Genomic DNA, 683 nt, shown 5'->3' with positions numbered 1-683 from the left:
ACCGCCTGTCCTCCTGACCATCAGGAGCAGCATCGGCGACATTGGCCTGCCGGTCTTCCCGGCAGCGACCTAAACGCCCGGCGGCCGCGCTCACCTGGGGAAAATTCAATCGGCAGGTCTGGGGAGTTTCACTCCGGTATCAACAGCATCCGCCGAGAACCGCGGAATTTCGGCTGCGGCGTGGTAAAGTGGGTGCATGGAGATCGACCACGACAAGATCGACGAGGCGGTTCTCGCCCTGCTGTGGCTGACGCTGCATGATGGCTATCGGGCCTGGAAGGGTTTTGACTGGGCAACGATGAACAGGCTCTATGAGAAGGGCCTGATCTGTGACCCGGTCAACAAGACCAAGTCCGTCGTGCTCACCGATGAGGGGCTGCAGAAGGCTGAGGAACTCTTCAACGCGCTGTTCACGCGACAGCCCTGAGATCAGGCGGCCGCCTGCTGATCCCGCAAGGGCTTCCAGTTCCACGGCAGGAGCTCGGCAAGGCGCTTGGCCGGGTGCTCCGGCAGTCGCGTCAGAACGTCAGCCAGCCAAGCGCGCGGGTCAACCTCATTGAGCTTGCAGGTCTCGACCAACGTGTACAGCGCCGCTGCCCGATGGCCACCTTTCAGGCGCTCTCCTACGAGCGGCTGCAAGGCGCCTTGTCGGATCTGTTCGGGCTCACGCTCAGCCAGGGTGG

Annotated in this window: 1 protein-coding gene and 1 pseudogene; one reads left to right on the top strand and one right to left on the bottom strand. The window is 63.0% G+C overall.

Annotated elements, in window-relative coordinates:
- Nucleotides 1-196 precede the first annotated feature (196 nt).
- Complete coding sequence (locus JKG68_RS32805) at nucleotides 197-427, top strand: DUF6429 family protein (protein WP_202066655.1); 231 nt, start codon at nucleotides 197-199, stop codon at nucleotides 425-427.
- Between the two features lie 2 nt (nucleotides 428-429).
- Here the strand turns inward: JKG68_RS32805 and JKG68_RS32800 are convergent.
- Nucleotides 430-609: pseudogene (locus tag JKG68_RS32800) on the bottom strand (transposase domain-containing protein); the annotation flags it as partial.
- Nucleotides 610-683 lie beyond the last annotated feature (74 nt).

Origin of the sequence: Microvirga aerilata (assembly GCF_016743775.1) — a bacterium.
Taxonomy (GTDB): Bacteria; Pseudomonadota; Alphaproteobacteria; order Rhizobiales; family Beijerinckiaceae; genus Microvirga; species Microvirga aerilata.
This window is presented reverse-complemented; position numbering and strand designations above follow the sequence as displayed.

What these genes read in the sequence shown, in the direction of transcription:
- JKG68_RS32805 (WP_202066655.1), top strand. Translation starts at nt 197, where the DNA reads ATGGAGATCGACCACGACAAGATCGACGAGGCGGTTCTCGCCCTGCTG.